The organism is Micromonospora saelicesensis (assembly GCF_900091575.1).
GTDB lineage: Bacteria > Actinomycetota > Actinomycetes > Mycobacteriales > Micromonosporaceae > Micromonospora > Micromonospora saelicesensis.
The window spans coordinates 95,147-116,792 of sequence record NZ_FMCR01000005.1 but is presented as its reverse complement, the minus strand read 5'-3'; the positions used below and the strand labels follow the sequence as shown (position 1 = coordinate 116,792).

Here is a 21,646-nt window from a genome sequence, read left to right as displayed (position 1 = left end):
TCAGCCTCGGCGGTCTAGCCAGCGTTGGAGGGCTGATCGGGGGTCGTCGGTGGTGGGGTCCTGCCGGCGTTCCGGGACCGTTGGGCGCTCCACCGGGCGGCGCGCGTCGCCGGCAAGCTCACGGCTCGGTGCGGCGAAAGCCTTCTCCGGTTGGCCCTTCACGGCGGTGGCGATGACCCGGGCCACCGCGTCGATCACCTTGGTCTGCACCGCCGACCCCACCGAGTCGGCCGGGTCGTCCGGGTTGGCGGCGATACCGGCCACCGCGACCTGCGGGGTGAAGCCGACGAACGTCTCGGTGGAGTTCTCCTCCGAGCTACCCGTCTTACCAGCCACCGGTCGGCCGTCGAGGATGTCGTTCACACCGGTGGCGGTGCCACCGTTGCACTGCCCGAACGCCGACTGCTGACCCACCGGGCAGCGCGCCGCGTCGGTCGCGGCACGGGCCACGTCGGCGTCGAGCACCCGCTTGCAGGAGGGCTGCCCCACCGGCACCTTCGTGCCGTCCACGCCGGTCACCGAGACCACCGGCACCGGCGTGCAGTAGGTGCCCTCGGCGGCCACCGTCGCGTACGCGTTGGCCAGGTCCAGCGGAGTGGTGGCCGCCACGCCGAGGGTGAACGAACCCCAGTTCGCGGCGTTGTTCTTGGCGAAGTTGGCGTCCGAGTCGGCGCGGAACGTGATGCCGAGCCGCTGCGCCATCTGGACCACCTTGTCCTGGCCGACCTGCTCGGCCAGCCAGACGAAGTAGGTGTTCACCGAGCGGCCGAAGCCGTCCCACATCATCCGGTACCCGTCCATCCAGTCCGGGTTGGCGTTCGCCGGGCACCAGTGGCCGTCACAGCTGCCCGGCCCCTCGGCGGCGTACCGGGTGGGTAGCTTGGCGGGCGCGTCGAAACCGGTGGACAGGGTACGGCCCGACTCCAGCGCGGCGAGCATCGTGAACAGCTTGAACGTGGAACCCGCCTGGTACCCGTCGACGCTGGCTCCGCCGGAGATCAGCGGGTTGACGGTGTTCGGATGGTTCGCCTGCCCGCCCGGGTTGTCGGCGAGGCTGTAGTGCCGGTTGACCGCCATCGCCAGCACCCGCCCGGTGCCCGGCTGGACCGCCGCGATCGGCAGGGCGCGCTTGTTGTCGTACCCGTAGACCTTGGTGGCCTGCTGCTGCGCGGTGGCCTGGATCTTCGGGTCCAGCGAGGTGACCACGGTGTAGCCGCCCGATCGCAGTGCCTGCTCGCGCTCCGCCACGGTCGCCCCGAAGGCCGGCTGGGTCAGCCACCACTGGCGCAGGTAGTCACAGAAGAAACCCCAGTCGTCGTGGCCCTGGGAGACGGCGGTGCAGCCGTTGGGCTGGGCGGTGGGGTGCAGGGCCAGCGGTTCCGCCTTGGCCTGGGCGGCCTGCGCGGCGGTGATCGCGTTGGTGGCGACCATGGAGTCCAACACGTACGACCGGCGGGCCAGCGCCTCGTCCTTGTCGCCGCTGATCGGGCTGTACGCGTCCGGGGACTGCACCAGACCGGCCAGCAGGGCCGACTCGGCGAGGGTCAACTGCGCCGGAGGCTTGCCGAAGTACCGCTGGCTGGCCGCCGCGATCCCGTACGCGCCGGACCCGAAGTAGGCGATGTTCAGGTACCGGTCGAGGATCTCGTCCTTGCCGAGGCTCTTGTCCAGCGCGCTCGCGTACCGGATCTCCTGGATCTTGCGGCCCACGGTGGGATCGGTGGCGGCGGCGCGCTCCTCGGCGGTGCGGGTGGGGTCGGTCTTGAGCACGTTACGGACGTACTGCATGGTCAGCGTCGAGCCGCCCTGCTCTGTGCCGCCACCCTTGACGTTGGCCACCAGGGCCCGGGCCAGGCCGCGCAGGTCCGCGCCACCGTGGTCGTAGAAGCGCCGGTCCTCGGCCGCCACGATCGCCTGCCGCATGACCGGGGCGATCTCCGACAGGGGGACGTCGGTGCGGTTCACGTCGTAGAACGTGGTGATCAGCGTCTTGCCGTCGTTGGCGTAGAGGTACGAACGCTGCGGCGTGGCCGGGGTCTTCAGCGAGGCCGGCAACGCGGCGTACGACCCGAGCGCGGAGCGGGCGGTGAGCCCGAGCAGCAGGTTGCCCGGCAGCGCGGCGACGGCCAGGACAAGCCCGGCCAACACGCCGGCGAGCAGCACGGTGAACAGCCGCGACAGCGGCGAGCGGGGGGCGGCCATGCTCCCCAGGATTGCCATGAAAGCCGCCAACCGACCACCCCCACGCCGCGATTGTCAGCAACTTCACGCCCACCCACCAGCCAACTCCCACCCACCCACCGCCCCCGCCCCCGCCCCCGCCCCCTGCACCCTCTGCCCCCGGTGATCAAGAGGTTTGCGTCAGGAAAGGGCCTTCGGCTGACGCAAACCTCTTGATCACCGGCCGATAGGCGAGGGCTTGACCGGTGGGATGGGTGGGTGGGTGGGTGGGTTAGGGGTTTGGGGTGCTTAGGCTGGCGGTGGCGGCGTCTCTGGCGGTTTCGCGGGGCATCAGGCGGCCGGAGCGGTAGCCGATGCCGATGCCGGCGATCAGGACGAAGATCGCGCCGAAGGTCTGCAACGAGCCGATCAGGGCACCGCCGAGGCCGAGCAGCGGCGCGGCGATGATCAGCATGACGCCGTCGCCGAGGCTGAAGGTGCCCGAGCGGGCCACCGCCCACCCGGTGAGGAACCAGCCCGCGCTGTAGAACGTCGCGCCGAGCAGGACCAGCGACCGCGCGGTGGTGCCGAAGACCGGCGTCTGCTCCTCGAACCCGGCGAACGGCAGCATCAGCACGGTGCCGGCGATGCTGACCAGCAGCCCGGCGGCGGCCACCCGGCGGCTGCGGGTCGCGGCCAGCAGCCCGGTGAGGGCCAGCAACGCGAGCAGGCCGAGCCAGACCGCGGCCACCCAACCGACCAGGTACACCGCCTGACCATCGGCCGGGTAGGGGTCGTTGCCCACCCCTCCGTCGCTGGCCATCGCCACCGCGCCGTAGAGGATGGCGTACGCGGGCAGCAGCCAGACCGCCGCGCGCGCGAACCGACGTACCGACCAGGCCCAACTGGCGTTCGTGGCGGGGGCGCCCGGGGTCGGCTCGCCGACGAAGGGCAGTACGCCGAACCCGCCACCGCTGCGCCGGGAGCCCAGCGGGGCGACCGGGTCGTGCGCGCCGGGCACCGGGGCCGAGGACCACATCCGATTCGCCGGATCCTTCATGCGTCACCTCGCTCGTCGTCGAGCGGTGCACCGACGCGCCGGGGCGCCCCGATTGCCTGGTCACCACCCGTCCTAGGACCGATCGTGGCAGGCGTCGGAGCGCCCCATGAGTCTTTCTCGTATTTAGCCGACCGGGCGGCCGGCGTACAGGATCAGCCGCGCTCGCGCTGGTCGGCCGGGTCCTCGACGAGGCTGGTCGGCGACACCGGCTCCGGTGCGGGCAGCCCCTTCGGCCCCTTGCTGCCGGTGGCCTGCGCCTCGGCGACGCGTACCTCGTCGTGGATCTGCTGGGCGGCGTCCGCCGCGGCCTGCGCCGCCTCCGCGGCCTCGCGCTCGACCTGGCTCGCCTGGTCCGCGGCCTCCGGTGCGGGCAGATCCCCCACCATCTGGCTCAGCCCACCGAGCGCGCCACCCATCCCCTCCAGGGCCTTGGTCAACTCGGCCGGGATGATCCAGACCTTGTTGGCGCTGCCCTGGGCGATCTGCGGCAGAGCCTGCAGGTACTGGTAGGCGAGCACCTTCTGGCTCGGGTTGGCCTGGTGGATCGCGTCGAAGACCGTCCGGATCGCCTTCGCCTGACCCTCGGCCTGCAGGATCCGGGCCTGCCGGTCACCGTCGGCCCGCAGCACCGCCGACTGCTTGTCACCCTCGGCGGTGAGGATCACAGACTGCTTGTGCCCCTCGGCGGTCAGGATCGCCGCACGACGGTCCCGCTCGGCGCGCATCTGCTTCTCCATCGAGTCGCGGATGCTGGCCGGCGGCTCGATCGCCTTGATCTCGACCCGGGTCACCTTGATGCCCCAGCGGCCGGTGGTCTCGTCCAGCACACCCGAGAGGTGCCGGTTGATCTCGTCCCGGCTGGTCAGCGCCCGCTCCAGGTCGAGCGAACCGATCACGTTACGCAACGTGGTGACGGTCAGCTGCTCGATGGCCTGGAGGAAGCTGGAGATCTCGTAGGTCGCCCGGACCGAGTCGACCACCTTGAAGTAGAGGACCGTGTCGATCGAGACCACCAGGTTGTCCGAGGTGATCACCGGCTGCGGCGGGAAGCTGACCACCTGCTCCCGCATGTCGACCTTGGTACGGACCGCGTCGATGAACGGCACCAGCAGGTTGAGGCCGGGGCTGAGGGTGCGCTTGTACTTGCCGAGCCGTTCCACCACGTCCTGACGTTGCTGCGGCACGATCCGCACAGCCTTGGCCAGCGTTATCACGGCGATCAACGCCACCGCGATCACCACCACCCCGATTAAGGTCATTACGTTCACCCTCTCGATTCCGGCAGCTCGCCGGCGGAAGAAACATCGTCCTGCCACACCAGGGCGGTAGCGCCCCGGACCTTTATCACCCGAACCCGTTGACCGGGGTCGTAGACCTGTGTCGTGTCGTACGACCGGGCGCTCCACAGCTCACCGTCGATCTTGACGAGACCCTGCTCGGCGTCCACCCGTTCCAGCACCAGCGCCGTGGAGCCCTCGATCGCCTCCACGCCGAACGGCTGCTCGCCGCTCTCCAGCGCGGAGCGGCTGTGCCGCCGGATAACCGGTCGGACCACCACCAGGCTCAACGCCGACACCACCGCGAAGACCAGCGCCTGCACGGCGACCGGCGCGCCCAGGGCGGCCGCACCGGCGGCGGCGAACGCACCGGCCCCGAACATGATCAGAAATAGCGTCGTCGTGAAGATCTCGGCGACGGCCAGCAGTACACCCAAAACGATCCACACCACGGCGTCCACCACCCAATCGTGACACGCAAATGCACGCGCGACCTTCCCGCGAAGATCAGTAGGCTCTGCGAGACCCTTTCCGGCCCGTCAGAAACACCACGAATCGGCGGCCCGACCCGAGGAGATCCCGTTGACAGTGCTCCCCGAGACCGCCCGACAGATCGACACCCGGGTCGCCCAGGCACAGGCCGACGGTCACACCCCGTCGCTGGTGGTGGGCGTGGTCCGCGACGGCACGCTGGCGCACGTGGCCGTCGCCGGCGAACACCCCCGCCCGGATGTCGACCTGCAGTACCGCGTGGGCTCGATCAGCAAGACGATGACCGCCACCCTGATCATGCAGTTACGCGACGCCGGCCGACTGGCCCTGGACGACCGGCTGGAGCAGCACCTGCCGGGCACCGGTGTGGGCGCGCTCACAGTGCGCCAACTGCTCGGCCACGCCAGCGGCATCCAACGCGAACCCGAGGGCGACTGGTGGGAGCGCGCGGCGGGCGTCGATTTCACCACCCTGCTCGCCGAGGTCGATGCCGACAAGATCGCTTACCCGCCGCACCGCGCGTACCACTACTCCAACCTGGCGTACGGGCTGCTCGGCGGGTTGCTCGAACGGCTCACCGGGACACCCTGGGCCGATCTGCTCGACGAACGGATCCTCACGCCGCTGGGCCTGCGTCGCACCACCTACGCGGCCACCGAGCCGTACGCCCGCGGCTACGTCGTCCATCCCTGGCACGGCACGTTGCGCGAGGAACCCCGCACCGACACCGGCGCCATGGCCCCCGCCGGGCAGCTCTGGTCGACGATCGAGGACCTGGGCCGCTGGGCCGCGTTCCTGGCCGACCCCGACCCGGCGGTGCTGGCCGCCGAGACGCTGACCGAGATGTGTGCCCCCGTGGTGATCAGCGACCTCGACTCCTGGACCGGCGGGCACGGCCTGGGGCTGGAGCTCTACCGCGACGGCGAGCGCGTGTACGTCGGGCACGGCGGCTCGATGCCCGGGTACGTGGCCGCCCTCCTGGTGCACCGGTCCACCCGTACCGCCGTGGTCGGCTTCGCCAACTCGTACGGCTTTCCGATCACCGGGCTCGGCCGTCAACTGCTGACCACCGTGCTGGACGCCGAGCCGGCGTTCCCGCAGCCGTGGCGGCCGGCCACCGCCGCGCCGGATGCCGAGTCGGGCGAGCTGACCGGCCGCTGGTGGTGGATGGGCACGTCGCTGGACCTGAGCTGGGACGCGGGTGACCTGGTGGCCCACGTACGCGGTGAGCGGGTGAGCCGGTTCACCGCCGAGGGGACGGACCGCTGGCGGGGACGTTCCGGCCCGGAGAACGGCGAGATCCTGTCGGTGCTGCGCGACGACAACGGACGGGCGCAGGCGGTCGACATCGCCACGTTCGTCTTCACCCGCAGCCCGGACGAGGTCCCCTGACCCGCGGGAAGGAACGGGTGCGGTCAGGCCGGCTCGGTGACGAAGTCGATGAGGCGTTCCATGGCGTTGATCAGAGGGGTCTCCACGTCGGCGAAGCTGTTCACCCGGGACAGGATGTGCCGCCACATGTCGGCCGGCTCGGCCACCCCGAGGGCCGCGCAGACCCCCTCCTTCCACGGCCGCCCCGGCGGCACCACCGGCCAGGCCGCGATGCCCAACGCGGCCGGCTTGACCGCCTGCCACACGTCCACGTAGGGGTGCCCGGTCACCAGCACGTGCGGCGAGTTCACCCGGGCGACGATCCGGCTCTCCTTGCTGCCCGGCACCAGGTGGTCGACGAGCACGCCGAGCCGTCGGGTCGGGCCGGGGCCGAAGTCGCGTACCTCGGCGTCGAGGGCGTCGATGCCGTCCAACGGCTCGACCACCACGCCCTCGATCCGTAGGTCGTCGCCCCAGATCCGCTCGACCAGCGCGGCGTCGTGGATGCCCTCCACCCAGATTCGACTGGCCTTCGCCACCTGGGCCCGGACGTTGTCCACAGCGACCGAGCCGGACGCGGTCCGCCGACGGGCCGTCGGCACCGCAGCCCGGGTCGGACGGCGCAGCGTCACCGGGCGGCCGTCGAGCAGGAACGCCGCCGGCAGCAGCGGGAAGTTACGCCGTTTACCGTGCCGGTCCTCCAACACCACCGCGCCGGCCTCGAAGCCCACCACCGCTCCGCAGAACCCGGAGTCGGCATCCTCGACCACGAGATCCGGTTCGGCGTCCACCTCGGGGGTGACCTTGCGCCGTCGCCAGTCGCCCGCCAACACGTCCTCGCCGTATCGCCCCGCCATGTCGATCACGCTAAACCCAGCCCGCGCCCACCCCGGCCCCCGACACACCGCCCCGCCCTCTGACCGCAGACCACAGGGGGCGGGGATTGGGGCGAACAGGGCAGTTGGGGGCAGGCCGGGCGACCGGAGCGGCAGCCGAGACAGGGCCGGTCGTGACCACGTACCCTTTCGGCATGTCCACCCCCGCAACGGGCGCGGCCACACTCGCGCCGCGCCGGTCCAGCCGGTTCGTTGCCTGGGTGCGCGCGTGGCGCGCCGGGTTGGTGCCCTACGACGAGGTCGCCGACGCCATCGCCGGCGACGAGGAACACCTCGTTGCGGACGCCCCGGGCACCTGGACCGACGTCCCGCTGGGCGCCGCGCTGCCCACCCTGGCCAAGCTCTCCCCGGACGAGATCCGCCTGGTGCTGCCCGCGCCGGGCGACCCGAGGGGTCTGCCCGGCCCCGGCGACTTCGCCGGTGCGGCGCTGGTCACGGGCGAGGCGGTGGTCGCCGGCGGGCTCGGGCTGATCCCCCAGGTGCGGCTGCACACCTCCGGCTCGGGAGACTGTTTCGAGACGGTGCTCTGGCGGGTCTACCCGCTGCCGGCCAACGCAGCCGCCGCGTCACTCTCGTTGCCTGGCGCCGCCGAGGCGGAGGCCGAGTTGGCCGCCGCGCTGGCCGAGACGACCGCCGTGCTGACCCGCCTCGACGTGGCCCAGTGGCGGCCCGAGCTGGCCGGTGCGCTGGCCGCGCTCCGCCGCCCGGACGGCACCACCGATCTCCCACCGGGCTTCGACCCGCGGGCCCGCCGGCTCTTCGCCCGGGCCGCGGTGCTCGACCGGGTGCTGGCGTTGGCCGGGCACGCCGCCCCGGGCGGCGCGATCAACAACTACGAGGCGCAGCAACGGGACGCGGCACTTCGCCCCCTGACCGCTGCCTGCCGGCAGGCGCTGGTGGCCGCCTGCAACGCCCCCCTGCGCCCCTGACCGGCCTCCGCACGGAGCGCCGCCGGGACGGCACGATCACCACCGCCGGCACGGAGGCGACCGGGCTGGTCAGATCTCGTCGAGCAGGTCCGCGACCGAGTTGATGATCCGGGACGGGCGGTACGGGTAACGCTCCGCCTCGGTGCGACTGCTGATCCCGGTGAGCACCAGGATGGTCTCCAGCCCAGCCTCCAGGCCACACAGGATGTCGGTGTCCATCCGGTCACCGATCATCGCGGTGCTCTCCGAGTGCGCGTTGATGGTGTTGAGCGCCGAGCGCATCATCATCGGGTTGGGCTTGCCGACGAAGTACGGCTCGACCCCGGTCGCCTTGGAGATCATGGCGGCGACCGAGCCGGCGGCGGGTAGCGCGCCCTCCACGGACGGGCCGGTCACGTCGGGGTTGGTGCAGATGAACCGGGCGCCGTCGTTGATCAGGCGGACGGCCTTGGTGATCGCCTCGAAGCTGTAGGTGCGGGTCTCGCCGAGCACCACGTAGTCGGGGGCGAAGTCGGTCAACACGTAGCCGACGGCGTGCAGTGCCGTGGTCAACCCGGCCTCACCGATGACGTACGCGGTGCCACCCGGCCGCTGGTCGGCGAGGAACTGGCCGGTGGCCAGGGCGGAGGACCAGATCGACTCCTCCGGCACGTCCAGCCCCATCCGGCTGAGCCGGGCCGTCAGGTCCCGCGGGGTGTAGATCGAGTTGTTGGTCAGCACCAGGAACGGCTTGCCGGAGGCGCGCATCCGGTTGATGAACTCCGGCGCGCCGGGCACCGGCTGGCCCTCGTGCACCAGCACGCCGTCCATGTCGGTCAGCCAACTCTGCACGGGCTTACGGTCATGCATGATGATCCTCAGAGGTCAGGGGCGACGGGTCGGCACGCAACAGACGGTGGGGCAGGTGTCCCACATGGGCAGCTCGCCCAGGCGGCGGCGTAGCTGCGCGCCGTCCGGGTCGGTCCGCTCGGTGACCAGCTCACGCACCATGGTCACGAAGCGCGGGTCGGTGCCCGGCGTGCCGGCCCGGACGAAGTCCAGGCCGAGCTGCTTCGCCGTCTCCAGCGCTTCGGTGTCCAGGTCCCACACGACCTCCAGGTGATCGGAGACGAACCCGATCGGGCTGACCACCACAGCGGTGGTGCCGCCCTGCGCCAGGGCGGCCAGGTGGTCGTTGATGTCCGGTTCCAGCCACGGCACCTGCGGCGGGCCGGAGCGGCTCTGCCAGACCAGGTCGTACGCCAGGTCGGGTGCGGCGGCCGCGGCGACGAGCCGGGCGGTCTCGTGCAGCTGCGCCTCGTACCGGCCGCCGTGCGGGCCGGCGTTCGCCGCCATCGAGTTGGGGATGGAGTGGGCGGTGAAGACCAGCCGGGTGGTGTCCCGCTTCGCCGGGTCGAGCTGACCCAGCGCCGCCCGGACCGCGTCGACGTGCGGCTCGACGAAGCCGGGGTGGTCCCAGAACTGACGCAGCTTCTCGATCACCGGGGCGTCCGGGCCGACGGCGGCACGGGCGGCGGCGATGTCCTCCTGGTACTGCCGGCAGGACGAGTAGCCGCCGTACGCGCTGGTGACGAAGGCCAGCGCCCGGGTGATCCCGTCGTCGCGCATCTGGGTCATGGTGTCGGCGAGCATCGGGTCCCAGTTGCGGTTGCCCCAGTAGACGGGCAGGTCGACACCGTGCGCGGCGAAGTCGGCGCGGACGGCGGCGAGCAGGTCCCGGCACTGCTGGTTGATCGGGGACACCCCACCGAAGTGCTGGTAGTGCTCGGCGACCTCGACCAGTCGTTCGGGAGGCACACCCCGACCCCGGGTCACGTTCTGCAGAAACGGCATCACGTCCTCGGGCCGTTCGGGCCCGCCGAAGGACACCAGCACCAGCGCGTCGTACGACATGGGGTCATTCTTGCCCCTCGGCCGGGACGTCCCGGCGACGCCCCCTGGTCCGGACGCGTAGATCACGTGGACGGTGACCAGGGAGCGTCAAGGTGCGGCGTCAGGAGCCGATGGCGTGGTAGCCGCCGTCGACGTGGACGATCTCGCCGGTGGTGGCCGGGAACCAGTCGGAGAGCAGCGCCAGGCAGGCCCGCGCGGCGGGCTCCTGGTCGGTGAGGCTCCAACCCAGCGGGGCCCGCTCGGCCCAGGCGTCCTCGAACTGGTCGAAGCCGGGGATCGACTTCGCGGCGATGGTGCGCAGCGGCCCGGCGGCGACCAGGTTGCTGCGGATGCCCTGCTTGCCCAGGTGCAGCGCCAGGTAGCGGGACGCGGACTCCAGGCCGGCCTTGGCCACACCCATCCAGTCGTAGACCGGCCACGCCTTCGTCGCGTCGAAGGTCAGGCCGACCACCGCGCCGCCGGGCGACATCAGCGGCAGCGCCGCCATGGCCAGCGACTTGTACGAGAAGGTGGACACGTGCAGGGCGGTCGCCACGTCCTCCCAGGGCGCGTCGAGGAAGCCGCCACCCAGGCAGCTCTGCGGGGCGAAGCCGATCGAGTGCACGACACCGTCGAGGCCGTCGACGTGCTCGCGTACCCGGTCGGCGAGGCCGGCCAGGTGCTCGGTGTTGGTGACGTCCACCTCGATGACCGGCGCCGGCTCGGGCAGCCGCTTGGCGATGCGCTCGACCAGGGAGAGCCGGCCGTAGCCGGTGAGCACGACCTGCGCGCCATTTTCCTGAGCGAGCTTCGCCACCGAGAAGGCGATCGAGGCGTCGGTGATGACACCGGTGACGAGCAGTCGCTTACCGGCGAGCAGTCCGGACATCGCTGATTTCCTCCGTAGTCAAAAGGGTTAGTGGCCCATGCCGAGGCCGCCGTCGACCGGGATGACGGCGCCGGAGACGTACCCGGCGCTGTCCGAGGCCAGCCAGGTGACCACGGCGGCGACCTCGTCCGGGCTGGCCATCCGGCCGGCCGGGATGGACTTGAGGATCTCCGCCTTGCGGTCGCCGGAGAGGCCGGCGGTCATGTCGGTGTCGATGAAGCCGGGTGCCACCACGTTCGCGGTGATGTTGCGGCTGCCCAGCTCCCGGGTGATCGAGCGGGCGACGCCGACGAGGCCGGCCTTGCTGGCGGCGTAGTTGACCTGCCCGGCGCCGCCGGCGAGGCCGACCACCGAGGAGATGAAGATCATGCGGCCCCACTTGGCGCGGAGCATCTTGCCGGAGGCCCGCTTCGCGACCCGGAACGCGCCGGTGAGGTTGGTGTCCACCACGTCGGTGAACTGCTCCTCGGACATCCGCAGCAGCAGCGTGTCGGCGGTCATGCCGGCGTTGGCGACCAGCACCTCGACCGGACCCAGCTCGGCCTCGACGGCGGCGAACGCGGCGTCGATCGAGGCGGCGTCGGTGACGTCGGCGCGTACGCCGAACAGCCCGTCGGGTGCCTCGCCGCTGCGGTGGGTGACCGCCACCCGGTCGCCCTGCTTGGCGAAGGCCTGCGCGATGGCCAGGCCGATTCCCCGGTTGCCCCCGGTCACCAGCACGGTACGGGCCACTGTTCCCCCTTGCGAATGGTCAGCACGGACGCGTCGGAGCCTAGGCGTTACCGGCAGGTAAGCGCTAACGGGAGTCGCGTCACACTGGGGTACGACACCGGGATCAACCCCTGGTGGCACGCCTCGTGGCGGGGTCGGCCCGTAGCCTCCGGGTGGTGAACCGGCATCCGATCGCGGTGGCCCTGCGGGCCCTGCGGCAGACAGTGCTCGGCCCGGACGCCCGGCCCGAACGGCCGCTGCTGGCCCGTTGGCCCGGGCCGGCCCGCTACGCCGCGCCGGTCGGCCTGCTCGCCGCGCTCGGCCTCTTCCTGATCACGTTGACGGTGGAGAGCGACTGGGGCCTGGCTCCGCCGATCGCGCTGCTGTTCGCGGCGATGACGGTGGCGCCGCTGCTGGCGCTGCCCCGACGTCCGCTGCTGGCCTGGCGGCTGACGGTGCTGGCCCTGCTGATCTGCACGTTCAACGCCCCGGACGACCAGGCCTGGCCGTGGACCCCGCCGCTGGCGCTCGGGTCGATCGCGGTGCTGGCGGTGGTCGTCGCACGTGTCGACCGGCCGGTGCTGGTCTGGGTGGTGGCGATCAGCACGGTGCCGGTGCTCACCCTGGTCCATCCCGACAACCGGGTCCCCGTCCTGCTGCTGCTCGGCGCGCTGGCGATCGTCGGCGACCTGATCCGCCGCAACCGGCTGTCCCGGCACGCGCTGGCGGCGCAGGCCGAGCTGAGCGAGCGGGAGCAGGAGCGCCGCGCGGTGCTGGAGGAACGCACCCGCATCGCGCGGGAGATGCACGACGTGGTGGCCCACCACATGTCACTGATCGCGGTGCAGGCAGAGACCGCCCCGTACCGGCTGACGGACGTGCCGGCCCCGGCAGCCGCGGAGTTCGTCGCCATCGCCGCGTCGGCCCGCAACGCGCTCACCGACATGCGGCGGCTGTTGGGAGTGCTGCGCAGCGAGACGAGCGGGCCGCAGACCGCGCCGCAGCCGGACCTCACCGACCTGGGCGCGATGGTGGACGCGGCACGCCGGGCCGGGCTGCCGGTGACCCTGGACGTCGAGCCGGTGGACGACGACCGGGTGCCCGCGCCGGTCGGGCTGGCCGCGTACCGCATCGTCCAGGAGGGCCTGGCCAACGCGGCCCGCCACGCTGCCGGCGCCGCGGTGCGGGTCACCGTCCGCACCGGTCGATCCGGCCTGGGGGTACGCGTCGAGAACTCACCGGCCGAGGTCCGACCGACCGCCGACGGCGGCTCCGGGCACGGGCTGACCGGCATGCGGGAGCGGGCCACCTCGCTGGGCGGTACGTTCACCGCCGGGCCGCTGCCCGACGGGGGTTACGCGGTGGCGGCCGAGTTGCCGTACGACGCGGAGGGCGGGGACCGATGATCCGGGTGCTGATCGCCGACGACCAGGCGATGGTCCGGCAGGGTTTCGGCGCGCTGCTCGCCGCCCAACCGGATCTGCTGGTCGTGGGTGACGCCGCCGACGGCGCGCAGGCGGTGGCCGCCGCCCGCCACCTCGACCCGGACGTGGTGCTGATGGACGTGCGGATGCCGGTCATGGACGGGCTGGAGGCCACCCGCAAGCTGCTCGGTGACCGGTCGACGCAGCGACCCCGGGTACTCATCCTCACCACCTTCGACCTGGACGACTACGTGTACGAGGCGCTGCGCGCCGGGGCCAGCGGCTTCCTGCTCAAGGACGCCCCGGCCGCCGACCTGGTGCAGGCGGTGCGGGTGGTGGCGGCCGGGGACGCGCTGCTCGCCCCCGGGGTCACCCGTCGGCTGATCGCCGAGTTCGCGGCCCGTCCGGACCGCCGCCGCCCGCGCCCCACCGACCTGGCCGGGCTCACCCCGCGCGAGACCGAGGTGCTGCGGTTGATCGCCCGGGGCCGCAACAACGCGGAGATCGCGGGTGACCTGGTGGTGGCCGAGCAGACAGTGAAGACGCACGTCGGACGGATCCTGGCCAAGCTGGGTCTGCGCGACCGGGCCCAGGCCGTGGTGCTGGCCTACGAGACGGGTCTGGTGGCCGCCGGCGAGTAGCCCTGTGGAGCCAGCCCGGGAACGGCTCTGCGGGACGACGACCGGGCCCCGCCCCTGGGCGCACTCTCCCTCCGGACGACATTCCGGAGGGAGAACGTGATGCGACGACGAGGTGCCAGCCGGGTGGCGATGGCCGCGCTGCTCGGCGTGAACCTGGTCCTGCCGACCCGACCCGAGCCGGCCACGGCGGCGGGGTTCGTCGAGGCGTACCCCGTGATGGCGGCGGCGATGCGCGCGGCCGGCCCCCCGTACGCGGACTGGGCGGCCGACGGACGCCGGTTCCTGCTGTTCGACGAGCGCGGTGACGGCCGCGCGGTCGAGGTGTTCGGCGACCTCGCCGACGCGGACCGGATCGCGGTGCTGGTGCCGGGGGTCGGCAGCACCCTCGCCGACTTCGACAGGGGGTTGGGCGGGGTGGCCCGGCGGGCGCCGGCGGTGCAGGCCGGGCAGCTCTACCGGGAGCTGCGGGCGACCGACCCGGCGGCGCGGGTCGCGGTGCTGGCCTGGCTCGGCTACGACCCGCCCGACGGGGTGTTGACCGCCGCCGGTGGCGTCAGCGCGCGGCGCGGCGCGGCCGGGCTGGCCACCCTGCTGAGGGAGCTGGCCGGGCGGCGTCCGGCGGCGACGATCACGCTGGTCGGGCACAGCTACGGGTCGCTGGTGGTGTCGCTGGCGGCGGCGGACGCACCGTCCCAGGTCACCGACGTGGTCAGCCTCGGCGGTGTCGGCGCCGGAGTGCAGCGCGCCGACGACCTGCCCGGCGGGCGGCGGTTCTGGGCGGCCGAGGCGCCGACCGACTGGATCCGTCGGGTACCGCAGGTGCGCCTGCCCGGCCTGGGTTTCGGCCGGCGACCCGGCGACCCGGCGTTCGGTGCCCGACCCCTGCCGGTGGGTGGGGTGGCGGGGCACGACGGCTACCTCACGCCGGGCAGCGCCGCGCTGGTCGCGGTGGCGACGGTCGTGCTGGGCGGCGTCGACGCCGACCGGATCGGGGACGCCCGGTGAGCCGGGACCGTGCCGTCGACGCGCTGCGGGCGTACGCCATCGGCGGGGTGGTGCTGGGGCACTGGCTGGTCACCGGGTTGGTGTTGGCCGGCGACGGCGGGCTGCACCAGGCAAGCCCGCTGACCGCCCTGCCCGACCTGGCCCCGATGACCTGGGTGTTGCAGACGCTCGGGTTGTTCTTCTTCACCGCCGGGTTCGGCTCGACCCGGTCGCTGGCCCGTTACCCGGGCAGCGCGGGCGGCTGGCTGGCCGGGCGGCTGCGCCGGCTGCTGCTGCCCACCGTGGCGCTGCTCGGTGTGGGTGCCGCCGTGCTGCTCGCCGCCACCGTCCTCGGCACCTCGGACGACACGCTCGCCGTCGCGCTGCGGCTGGCGGTCAGCCCGCTGTGGTTCCTGCTACCGCTGGTGATCCTGGTCGCGGTGACCGGCCCGCTGCGCGTCGCCGTACGCCGGTGGGGGGTGGCGCGGTGCGGGGCGCCGGCGGTGGCCGTGGTGGCCGCGGTCGACCTGGCCGTCCGGCTGCTGCCGTCCGGCACCGACCTGCCCCCGGTCACCGTGCTGGCGGCCTGGTCGGTGCCGTACCTGCTGGGTGTGGCGCACGCCGACGGGCGGCTGGACGGCCGGCGGGCGGGCGGCACGTTGGCGACCGGTGGGGCGGTCGCGCTGGCGGCGCTGCTGGCGCTGGGCTACCCGGTGAGCGCGGTCGGCGTGCCCGGGGCCGGGGTGTCCAACCTGAACCCGCCGTCACTGCTGGTCGTGGCGCTGGCGGTGACCCAGGTCGGGCTGGGGCTGCTCGCCCGGCCGGCACTGCACCGGCTGCTGACCCGGCCGCTGCCGGGCGCAGCGGTGACCGCTGTGAACCGGTCCGCGGTCCGGATCTACCTGTGGCACCAGCCGGTACTGGTGGCGGTGACCGCGCTCACCGCCCGCAGCGGGCTGGCCCTGCCCGGTCTGCACACCGCCCCGGACGGCCCGGGGTGGGTGCTGGCGCGCTGCTGCTGGCTGCCGTTGCTCGCCGTGGTGCTGGTCACTGTGGTGCGGGTCGGGCAGCCGAGGTCGTTACGGCGGGGCGTACGCGCTGGTGGCGAGCGGCGTCGCCAACCGGGCGGTGGAGGGGTCGCCGGCCGGTCGGCCGAGTGCGTTCCGCCGGCACCGCAGGTGTACGATCATCGACGTTCCGGCCCGCCCGACTTGCAGGAGGTGATCGCTGTGCGAGATAGCGATCCTCCCAGTCGTGGCCGGGCCGATGGTCAGTCCCGCTGAGCCACGACTCAGTCTGGTGAGCTGACCCCGCTCCGCTCCCCACCACGTCGGCAACTGCCGAGGTGAGTGTGCCGCGCCGCCCGATCCCGGGCGGTCGCCGGGAGCCGCCCGGTCACGACTTCGTGTGCGCGTCCCCACCCCCTGCGGTCCGCCCCCGCACGCGGACCGTCCAGCCGCCACCCGGAGCCGTCCATGAGCCGCTACGTCGCCCCGCTGGGCTTCACCCTCGCCGCCGTCTGGGTGGCCATCGTCTTCGTGCTCGCCGGTGGCGGTCACTGACCGTCGCTCGTCCGAGGTTGTCGGTTGCCGGCGTGGGTGCGCCGCAACGCCATCGAAGCGTAGAAGTTGGTCACCGACACGAAGCGCTGGGAGTATCTGGACCGATTGCTCACCCACGACTCCTGCGCGCGATTGCCCACCTGGGGCGAATCGTGGCAGGAGGTGTCCCGTCGCCGCGGGCGCCTGCTCGGCTGACCCGTAACGGTGCGGGAATCCGCCAGGGCCCGGCGAGGAGCGCGGCGCCGATCTGCGCGACGCCAGCGACGACCAGCGTTGTTCCCGTGCCGACCAGGCCGATGATCGTTCCGCCGGCGAGCAGGCCGAGCGACACAGCCCCGTCGTGCACCAAGCTCTCTGCGGCGAAGGCCGCTCGTCGTTCCGCGCCGTCGGTGCGGACACTGATCAACCGGTTCACCGCCGCGATACCGAGAGGCATGGCGAAGCCGCCGACCGCCGCCAGGTAGGCGATCGACGCCAGCGACGCGGTGAACAGCGGCAGAACCATGAAGGTCGCACCGAGAACGACCCAACCGGCGGCGATGGTCGCCAGTGGCGGCAGCCGGGGTACGAGCATCGGCGCGAGCAGTGCGCCGACGACGGAGCCCGCACCGTACCCGGTCATACCGGCCGCGATGAGTAGGCCCGGCCGACCTGTCTCGGCGCCGAGGATCGCCAGGCCGAGCGTGAAGGCGAACCAGGCGAGCCCTCCGACCCCACCCATGACCACAGCGCGACGCACATCCGGATGTCGGGACAGGACGTGTCGCAGGGCAGGAGCGTCGCTCGTTGCCCCACCCGGGGCGACGGGGGCGCGGCCCCGTACGGTCAGCAGCGCGACCACACCAATCCCGACGCCGAGCGCCTCGGCCCAGAGCAGCCGGAACGGACCGTCAAGCGTGATCGCCCACCCAGCCAGCGGCGGTGCCAGGATCATAGTGGCGCGATGGGCGAAGTCCTGCCAGGCGAGCATCCGGGCGGCGAGTTCGGTGCCCAGTCCGTCGCAGATGTCGGCGAGCAACGCCCGCTGGGCCGGGCCGCTGAGCGCGGTGCCACAGCCGGTGATCAGGCCCGCGGCGATCAGGTGGATCGGGCCGACGGTGCCGAGCACGGCGCCGACAGGCACTACCAACAGCCCGATCACCTGGACGGCGAGCACGCCGGCCAGCGCACGGCCGGTGGTGAGCCGCTGCCGGATGCGGCGAGCCCACCAGGCCGAGGTGAGCATGGGTAACCCGACCGCCCCGCCGACCAGCCCGGTGGCCCAGGTGGAGTCGGTCTCGGCGAGCGCCACGAGGGGCAGCGCGAGGGCTGTCGTACGCTGCCCCATCCAGGTCAGGAATGTCGTCGTCAGCATGACGGCGATGTCACGTCGAGCGGTCATGGAACCAATCCTGATCTTGCCTGGCACCGTCGGGTAGATCGCGGATCGGCGGAGTAGCTCATAACCTTGGCTTATGAACTCATCGCCATCGGTCGAGGACCTTCGGCTCGTCGAGGCGCTCGCTCGACACGGCTCGCTCGGAGCGGCGGGGCGGGAACTGCTGATCAGCCAGCCGGCCGCCAGCAACCGGCTGGCGGCGCTGGAACGGCGGATCGGCGAACGGCTCTTCGATCGGGACACCACCGGGGCGCGGCCCACCCCGGCCGGCAGGGCCCTCGCGGCAGAGGCGGCACACGTCCTCGCCCATCTGGCAGAGATCTTCGATCGCACCCGGGTGGCAGCGCACACCGGGACGCTCACGATCGGCACCTTCGGCAGCCTCGCCCCCTGGCTGTTTCCGGCGCTGGAGGAGTTGCTGGCCGGAAGAAACCTGCACCAGGTCACCGACCATGGCGACCGACTGGTCGACTGGGTCGGCGAGGGCTCACTGGATGCGGCCTTCGTCGCGATCGCCAATCAGATGCGGCTGCCCGGCACCGTGAGCGCGCTGCCCATCGGCGCCGACAGGCTGGCCGTACTCACCCCGCCGGACGTGACGCTCCATGCCGGACGTCGGCCGTTCGCCGGACTCGACGTCATCGCGTACACCTACGACATGTCCACGGCTGCGCTGCACCGGCGGCTCTCCGAACTGGGTGCTCGACCACGCGCGGCAGCCACCGCCGAAACAGCCGTACGAATGGGCCGTCTGCTGCGGTGCCCGGTCGTCCTGCCCCGGGGAATGGGCCTCGCCTACGCCGAACCGCAGGAACGGCTCGGGGCCGTAGCGGTGGCGGGTCGGCTCATACTTCACCTGGTTACCCGCCGGCCCACGCCACCCGTCCTGGCCCGCGCCGCGCTCAGCCTGCCCGCCCACCTGGCCCTGGACCCATTGATGAAACCCTGAGCCAGCTTCAGAGCATCCGGGACGACCAGAGCAGACTGAACGCGCCCGCGCAGAGCGCCAGCAGCAACGCCACCCCGGCGTACCACTGGGTCACCTCACGCGGCTCGGTGCGGAACCCGATCGAGCTGCCCATGTCCTGATAGACCTGCTTCAGCTCGCTCACCGAGGCCGCCTCGTAGAAGTAACCCTCGGTGGTCTCGGCCAGCTCGGCGAGGGCCAACCGGTCCACCGGCACCCGCTGCAACTGCCCGCCGATGTCGACCTGGCCGGTGTCGGTGCCGAAGGCGATGGTGGAGACCGGAACGTTGGCGGCCTGCGCGGCCGCCGCCGCCTCCTCCACCGCCCGACCGGAGGTCCGGAAGCCGTCGGAGAGCAGCACGATCCGGGCCGGCGGAATGCCCGCCGCGCCGTCGGTCGGCACCGACCGGATCGCCTCCAGACAGGTGAACACCGCCTCGCCGGTCGCGGTCGCCTCGGCCAGCACCAGCCCGTCGATGGCGCTGGTCACCGCGTCCCGGTCCTTGCCCGGCGGCACCAGCACGTTGGCCGCCTTGGCGAACGACACGAGGCCCAGGTTGTAGCTCTCCGGCAGCTCACTGACGAACTGCTTGGCCGCCTCCTGGGCCGCCTCCAGCCGGTTCGGCGCCACGTCGTCGGCCTGCATCGACAACGACACGTCGATGGCGAGCATCACTGTGGCCCGCTCCAGCGGTTCCTTGGTGTCCACAGCGGGACGGGCCAGCGCGGTGGCCAGCACCAGCAGGCAGAGCAGGAACGCGGTCGCCGGGACGTGCCGACGCCAGCCCAGGCCCTTCGGCGCGACCGTACGCAGCAGGTCCACATTGGTGAACCGCATCGCGTACGCCCGGCGGTGCAGCTGCCGCCAGACGTAGAACGCGGCGAGGGCGAAGACCGGCAGCACAGCCAGCAGCCACCACGGTTGCAGAAAACGGATCATCGTGTCGTCCCCCGGGTACGCGCGTGCCGCTGCGCGGCCACGAATCGCACCATGTCCAGCAGCCAGTCTCGGTCGGTACGCAGACGCAGGTGGGCCGCGCCGGCGCCGCGCAGGGCGGCGGCGATCGTTGCCCGTTGGGCGGCGGCGGCCTCGGCGTAGCGCTGCCGCAGCCGTGGGTCGGCGGTCTGCACCTCGTGCAGCTCACCGCTCTCCGGGTCGACCACCGGCAACACGCCCACGTCGGGCAGCTCCAGCTCACGCGGGTCGACCACCTCGATCGCCAGCACGTCGTGGCGGACGCGCAGCTTGCGCATCGGCCGCGCCCACTGCTCGGCCGGCGCGAGGAAGTCCGAGACCACCACTGCCACCCCGCGACGGCGGGGCGGACGGTTGAGCATCTCGATCAGGGCGCCCAGATCACCACGGCCGGGCTGGATGGCGGTGCCGGCGACGGCACGCAGCAGGCCCTGCGCCTCCTTGCGCCCGGAGCGGGCCGGCAGCCGGGTGAACACCCCGGGCCCGGACGGCGGTGGTCCGCCCCGCCACCGTCGGGCCGGGGCGGACGCCCCGCCGCCGGTGCCGATCACGGCGCCGATCCGGTTACCCCCGCGCACTGTCAGGTGGGTGATGGCGGCCGCGGCGGCCACCACGACCTCCCGTTTGAGCCACTGCCCGGTCCCGAAGTCCAGGCTGGCGGAGAGGTCCAGAGCGAGCCAGGTCTCCAGCTCCCGGTCGGCGACCGTACGCCGCACGTGCGGTGTGGTGGTCCGGGCCGTGACCGGCCAGTCCATCCGGCGCACGTCGTCGCCGGGGCGGTACTCCCGCGACTCTCCCGCCTCACTGCCCGGTCCGGGCAGCAGGCCGGCGTAGTCGCCTTGAAGCAGACCGTCGAGTTTGCGGGTGACGAGCAACTGAAGCCGGGACAGCACGGCCTCGCTGCGGTCGGCGAGGGGGGCCGGACGAGGGGTGGGTGAGGTCACGGGCGCTGCCCGGGCCAGCCAGCGCCCGGCGGCGGCGCGATCGACGGCGGGGTGGCCTGCTGCCGGGGAGCGACCGCCGGGAGCGGAATCGTCGACATCACCCGCTGCACGATGTGGTCGGCGGGCACGTCGTCGGCGAGCGCGTCGTAGCTGAGCACCAACCGGTGCCGCAGGATGTCCGGCGCGATGTCCTGCACGTCCTGCGGCAGCGCGTAGTCACGCCCGCGCAGCAGCGCCAGGGCGCGGGTGGCCCGGACCAGACCCAGCGAGGCGCGCGGACTGGCCCCGTACTGGATCAGTTGGGCGACGTCGGGCATGCCGTGCTCGGCCGGGGCCCGGGTGGCGAGCACCAACCGGACCGCGTAGTCGACCAGGGCGTTGTGGACGAAGACCTGGTCCGCTTTGCGTTGCAGGGCGATCAGCTCCGGGGTGTCGAACACCGCGGTCGGCTCGGGCGCGGCCACGCCCATCCGGTAGACGATCTCCCGTTCCTCCGCGTCGGTCGGGTAGCCCACCACGATCTTCATGAGGAACCGGTCCCGCTGCGCCTCCGGCAGCGGGTAGACGCCCTCCTGCTCGATCGGGTTCTGGGTGGCCATCACCAGGAACGGGTCCGGCACCCGGTGGCTCTCCCCACCGATGGACACCTGCCGCTCGCTCATGACCTCCAGCAGCGCGGACTGCACCTTCGCCGGCGCCCGGTTGATCTCGTCGGCGAGCAGGAAGTTGACGAAGACCGGGCCCAACTCGACGTCGAACTTCTCGCTCGACTGCCGGTAGATCCGGGTGCCCATGATGTCGGCGGGCACCAGGTCCGGGGTGAACTGGACCCGGGCGAAGGACCCACCGACGACCTTGGCGAGGGTCTCCACCGCGAGGGTCTTGGCCACCCCGGGCACGCCCTCGAGCAGGCAGTGACCGCGGGCGAGCAGCGCGACGAACATCCGCTCCACCATCCGGTCCTGCCCGACGATCACGCGTTTGATCTCGAACAGGCCCTTTTCCAGCAGGCTGGCGTCCTGTGCGGGTGTGGTCACCGGGGCAGGTGCCGCTCCGTTCGGCGTCGGGGCGTCGGGCATGGTCGGCTGGGCCACCGGTCCTCCACAGCGTTTG

General features: G+C 72.5%; 20 protein-coding genes. 7 read left to right on the top strand and 13 right to left on the bottom strand.

The window, feature by feature from the left end; all coding sequences use genetic code 11:
* From GA0070561_RS21795 to GA0070561_RS21780, 4 genes are all read right to left on the bottom strand, one after another.
* Entirely contained in the window at positions 1-2,202 is a 2,202-nt protein-coding gene (locus GA0070561_RS21795; RefSeq protein ID WP_244166370.1) for a transglycosylase domain-containing protein, read from the bottom strand.
* Between the two features lie 250 nt (positions 2,203-2,452).
* The gene (locus GA0070561_RS21790; RefSeq protein ID WP_091403886.1) at positions 2,453-3,220 is read right to left on the bottom strand and encodes a hypothetical protein; all 768 of its coding nucleotides are present in this window, start codon (positions 3,218-3,220) and stop codon (positions 2,453-2,455) included.
* Between the two features lie 152 nt (positions 3,221-3,372).
* On the bottom strand, positions 3,373-4,479 hold the full coding sequence (locus GA0070561_RS21785) for an SPFH domain-containing protein (RefSeq protein WP_091403883.1): 1,107 nt from the start codon (positions 4,477-4,479) through the stop codon (positions 3,373-3,375).
* 5 nt (positions 4,480-4,484) lie between these two features.
* Positions 4,485-4,958, bottom strand: coding sequence for an NfeD family protein (locus GA0070561_RS21780; RefSeq protein ID WP_091403880.1), 474 nt, complete (start codon positions 4,956-4,958; stop codon positions 4,485-4,487).
* A 121-nt stretch (positions 4,959-5,079) separates the two neighbouring features.
* Here GA0070561_RS21780 and GA0070561_RS21775 point away from each other — a divergent pair, with 121 nt between their 5' ends.
* Complete coding sequence (locus GA0070561_RS21775; RefSeq protein ID WP_091403877.1) at positions 5,080-6,381, top strand: serine hydrolase domain-containing protein; 1,302 nt, start codon at positions 5,080-5,082, stop codon at positions 6,379-6,381.
* Between the two features lie 23 nt (positions 6,382-6,404).
* On the opposite strand, the gene GA0070561_RS21770 is transcribed toward GA0070561_RS21775, so the two are convergent.
* Positions 6,405-7,217 (bottom strand): DUF3097 domain-containing protein, encoded by an 813-nt coding sequence (locus GA0070561_RS21770; protein ID WP_091403874.1) that lies wholly within the window; start codon positions 7,215-7,217, stop codon positions 6,405-6,407.
* 173 nt (positions 7,218-7,390) lie between these two features.
* Here GA0070561_RS21770 and GA0070561_RS21765 point away from each other — a divergent pair, with 173 nt between their 5' ends.
* Entirely contained in the window at positions 7,391-8,185 is a 795-nt protein-coding gene (locus tag GA0070561_RS21765) for a hypothetical protein (RefSeq protein ID WP_091403871.1), read from the top strand.
* Positions 8,186-8,254: 69 nt separating this feature from the next.
* Here GA0070561_RS21765 and GA0070561_RS21760 read toward each other — a convergent pair whose 3' ends face one another.
* The 4 genes from GA0070561_RS21760 to fabG all read right to left on the bottom strand — a co-directional run bounded on the left by GA0070561_RS21760 (position 8,255) and on the right by fabG (position 11,678).
* Positions 8,255-9,034, bottom strand: coding sequence for an HAD-IIA family hydrolase (locus GA0070561_RS21760; protein ID WP_091403868.1), 780 nt, complete (start codon positions 9,032-9,034; stop codon positions 8,255-8,257).
* 15 nt (positions 9,035-9,049) lie between these two features.
* Entirely contained in the window at positions 9,050-10,078 is a 1,029-nt protein-coding gene (locus tag GA0070561_RS21755; protein WP_091403864.1) for a ferrochelatase, read from the bottom strand.
* A 100-nt stretch (positions 10,079-10,178) separates the two neighbouring features.
* The gene (fabI, locus tag GA0070561_RS21750) at positions 10,179-10,946 is read right to left on the bottom strand and encodes an enoyl-ACP reductase FabI (protein ID WP_091403861.1); all 768 of its coding nucleotides are present in this window, start codon (positions 10,944-10,946) and stop codon (positions 10,179-10,181) included.
* Positions 10,947-10,973: 27 nt separating this feature from the next.
* Positions 10,974-11,678, bottom strand: coding sequence for a 3-oxoacyl-ACP reductase FabG (gene fabG / locus GA0070561_RS21745; RefSeq protein WP_091403857.1), 705 nt, complete (start codon positions 11,676-11,678; stop codon positions 10,974-10,976).
* A gap of 155 nt (positions 11,679-11,833) precedes the next feature.
* On the opposite strand from fabG, the gene GA0070561_RS21740 reads away from it, so the two are divergent.
* The 4 genes from GA0070561_RS21740 (at position 11,834) to GA0070561_RS21725 (ending at position 15,989) form a co-directional block, all read left to right on the top strand.
* A complete protein-coding gene (locus tag GA0070561_RS21740; RefSeq protein WP_141710417.1) occupies positions 11,834-13,063 on the top strand; it encodes a sensor histidine kinase in 1,230 nt (409 codons plus the stop codon).
* Positions 13,060-13,722 (top strand): response regulator, encoded by a 663-nt coding sequence (locus tag GA0070561_RS21735; RefSeq protein WP_091403852.1) that lies wholly within the window; start codon positions 13,060-13,062, stop codon positions 13,720-13,722. The genes GA0070561_RS21740 and GA0070561_RS21735 overlap by 4 nt, the downstream gene beginning before the upstream one ends.
* 99 nt (positions 13,723-13,821) lie before the next feature.
* Positions 13,822-14,727 carry an alpha/beta hydrolase gene (locus GA0070561_RS21730; RefSeq protein WP_091403848.1) on the top strand — a complete coding sequence of 302 codons (906 nt, stop codon included), beginning with the start codon at positions 13,822-13,824 and terminating at the stop codon, positions 14,725-14,727.
* Positions 14,724-15,989 (top strand): acyltransferase family protein, encoded by a 1,266-nt coding sequence (locus GA0070561_RS21725; protein ID WP_091403846.1) that lies wholly within the window; start codon positions 14,724-14,726, stop codon positions 15,987-15,989. Before GA0070561_RS21730 ends, GA0070561_RS21725 begins: the two co-directional genes overlap by 4 nt.
* Before the next feature lie 388 nt (positions 15,990-16,377).
* Here GA0070561_RS21725 and GA0070561_RS21715 read toward each other — a convergent pair whose 3' ends face one another.
* Positions 16,378-17,649: an MFS transporter gene (locus GA0070561_RS21715; RefSeq protein ID WP_181541400.1), complete on the bottom strand. Its 1,272-nt coding sequence runs from the start codon at positions 17,647-17,649 to the stop codon at positions 16,378-16,380.
* 73 nt (positions 17,650-17,722) lie between these two features.
* Between GA0070561_RS21715 and GA0070561_RS21710 the strand changes: the two genes are divergently transcribed.
* Positions 17,723-18,595 carry a LysR family transcriptional regulator gene (locus tag GA0070561_RS21710; protein ID WP_091403840.1) on the top strand — a complete coding sequence of 291 codons (873 nt, stop codon included), beginning with the start codon at positions 17,723-17,725 and terminating at the stop codon, positions 18,593-18,595.
* 7 nt (positions 18,596-18,602) lie between these two features.
* On the opposite strand, the gene GA0070561_RS21705 is transcribed toward GA0070561_RS21710, so the two are convergent.
* The 3 genes from GA0070561_RS21705 to GA0070561_RS21695 are packed head-to-tail and all read right to left on the bottom strand — an operon-like array spanning position 18,603 to position 21,627.
* Positions 18,603-19,553: a VWA domain-containing protein gene (locus GA0070561_RS21705; protein ID WP_091403838.1), complete on the bottom strand. Its 951-nt coding sequence runs from the start codon at positions 19,551-19,553 to the stop codon at positions 18,603-18,605.
* Entirely contained in the window at positions 19,550-20,551 is a 1,002-nt protein-coding gene (locus tag GA0070561_RS21700) for a DUF58 domain-containing protein (RefSeq protein ID WP_091403837.1), read from the bottom strand. Before GA0070561_RS21700 ends, GA0070561_RS21705 begins: the two co-directional genes overlap by 4 nt.
* A complete protein-coding gene (locus GA0070561_RS21695; RefSeq protein ID WP_091403835.1) occupies positions 20,530-21,627 on the bottom strand; it encodes an AAA family ATPase in 1,098 nt (365 codons plus the stop codon). Before GA0070561_RS21695 ends, GA0070561_RS21700 begins: the two co-directional genes overlap by 22 nt.
* Between the last annotated feature and the right edge of the window lie 19 nt (positions 21,628-21,646).